The sequence below is a fragment of the Mesorhizobium sp. WSM4871 genome (assembly GCF_055811295.1).
In genome coordinates, this window is record NZ_JBVVPU010000044.1 from 1 (window position 1) to 1,774 (window position 1,774).

The window sequence follows — 1,774 nt, forward strand, 5'->3', positions numbered from 1 at the left end:
GTGGCGCTGGACCCGTTTCCGTCAGCGTTGAATGCGCGAGCGAAGCGGGTGAGCAAGGTCACAAGCACAAACTATGCGCTCACGTCAGTTCTGGCGCTGCTCATGGACGCGTCGCCGCGGCTGCGCCGTGGGCTGATTAGGCGCGTCATAACGGATGGGGATAGCATTTCCGATCTCATCAATGACGAGGAACATTTGGATCGGTATATTCGCCAGAACGTCATCCCAAGTTGGCATCCGACGTCGACCTGCAGGATGGGGGCAGCCGCGGATCCTGGCGCGGTGACCGATCCGTCGGGACGCGTTCTTGGTGTTTCGGGTTTGAGGATCGCCGACGCTTCGGTCATGCCATTTTGCCCCCGGGCGAACACAAACATTCCAACGATCATGGTGGCTGAGAAATTGGCCGACACAGTCTTGAGAGAAGACAGACGGAGCTAGGGCAGAGCCCTGCCGGTTCTCCGATTGGGTTTCAAGATTGCGCAATCTTTCCCCGACTGCCGACGTCACAGTGGCGGCAAGCATTAGCGCGCGAATGGGCGACGTTCGACCCCTGAGCGATCCGCAGATACTCGCCTGGCGCGGTGTCGAAACCGTATGGGCGCTGGCGCATGTACGAGCAGGTCGCCGCCGGTCGCGGTTCACAAATCCAGCCTGGGATGCCCCGAGCGAACTCCCATTCTTGGCGATGCCGACACGGCTGGGTATACGGCCCCGCGAGTTCAGATCGCCCCAACTGGCTGTAGTCTACCGAGACGACTTACCCAAGTTGGTCCTAGGCGAACTAAGCGGACGAGGGAAATCTGCGCACAAGCTACAATAACGCCGACTTTATGCGCGCGAATTAGAATTCTCGCACAAAGCTCGCCAACTGTGCTGCTACCTTCATAAGGTAGTACCAAGGATTGGATGGAGCGTACCTAGGTGTCTGGTCCCAGAGTGTGGGGGAATCGGTCAAGCTGCCCCTTCATTCAGGGATCAGCTATGGGACAGATACTCCACGGCAGCGCCACGACCACGCACGCCATCCGAGCAGCGATACAGCGATCGAAAGCTCCGCTCAAAGAACTCGCCACGCAGCACGGTCTAAATCGGAAAACTGTCGCCAAGTGGCGCAAGCGGACCTTCGTCCATGATGCGCCAATGGCCCCGAAGACCGTACGCTCCACCGTTCTGACTGCCGAGGAGGAAGCGACGATAGTCGCCTTTCGCAAGCATACGCTGCTGCCTCTGGATGACTGTCTCTATGCGCTGCAGGCGACGGTCCCGCACCTGACGCGGTCGTCCTTGCATCATTGCTTTCAGCGCGACGGTATCAGCCGCCTGCCCGAGGTCGCTGGCGACAAGCCAGCCAAACAGCCCTTCAAGCGCTACCCAATCGGCTATTTCCACATCGACATCGCCGAGGTCCGAACCGAGGAGGGCAAGCTCTACCTATTCGTGGCAGTGGATCGGACCTCGAAGTTCGCTTTCGCTCGGCTGATGCAGAAGGCGACCACAGTCACCGCCAGTGCTTTCCTCGACGAATTGGTCGAAGCCGTCCCCTACAAAATCCACACCGTGCTCACCGACAACGGCATCCAGTTCGCCGACCTGCCCAAGAACCGGCATGGCCCGACCGCGCGCTGGCGCGGCCACCCCTTCGACCGGACCTGCTGGAGGTATGGCATCGATCACCGTCTCACCAAGCCCAACCAGACAAGAGCTTTTTGATCGGATTTGCGATATTCTCCTGTTGCGCATGGGTGACCGCGTGGCGAAGAGCAGGGTCCGA

At 59.6% G+C, this 1,774-nt stretch carries 1 protein-coding gene and 1 pseudogene; both read left to right on the plus strand.

Going from position 1 to position 1,774, the window contains the following annotated elements; all coding sequences use genetic code 11:
- The coding region (locus AC0L2H_RS32395) for a GMC oxidoreductase (RefSeq protein ID WP_473593666.1) at window positions 1-441 on the plus strand (441 nt) is incomplete at its 5' end.
- A gap of 543 nt (window positions 442-984) precedes the next feature.
- A pseudogene (locus AC0L2H_RS32400) lies at window positions 985-1,692 on the plus strand (DDE-type integrase/transposase/recombinase); the annotation flags it as partial.
- Window positions 1,693-1,774 lie beyond the last annotated feature (82 nt).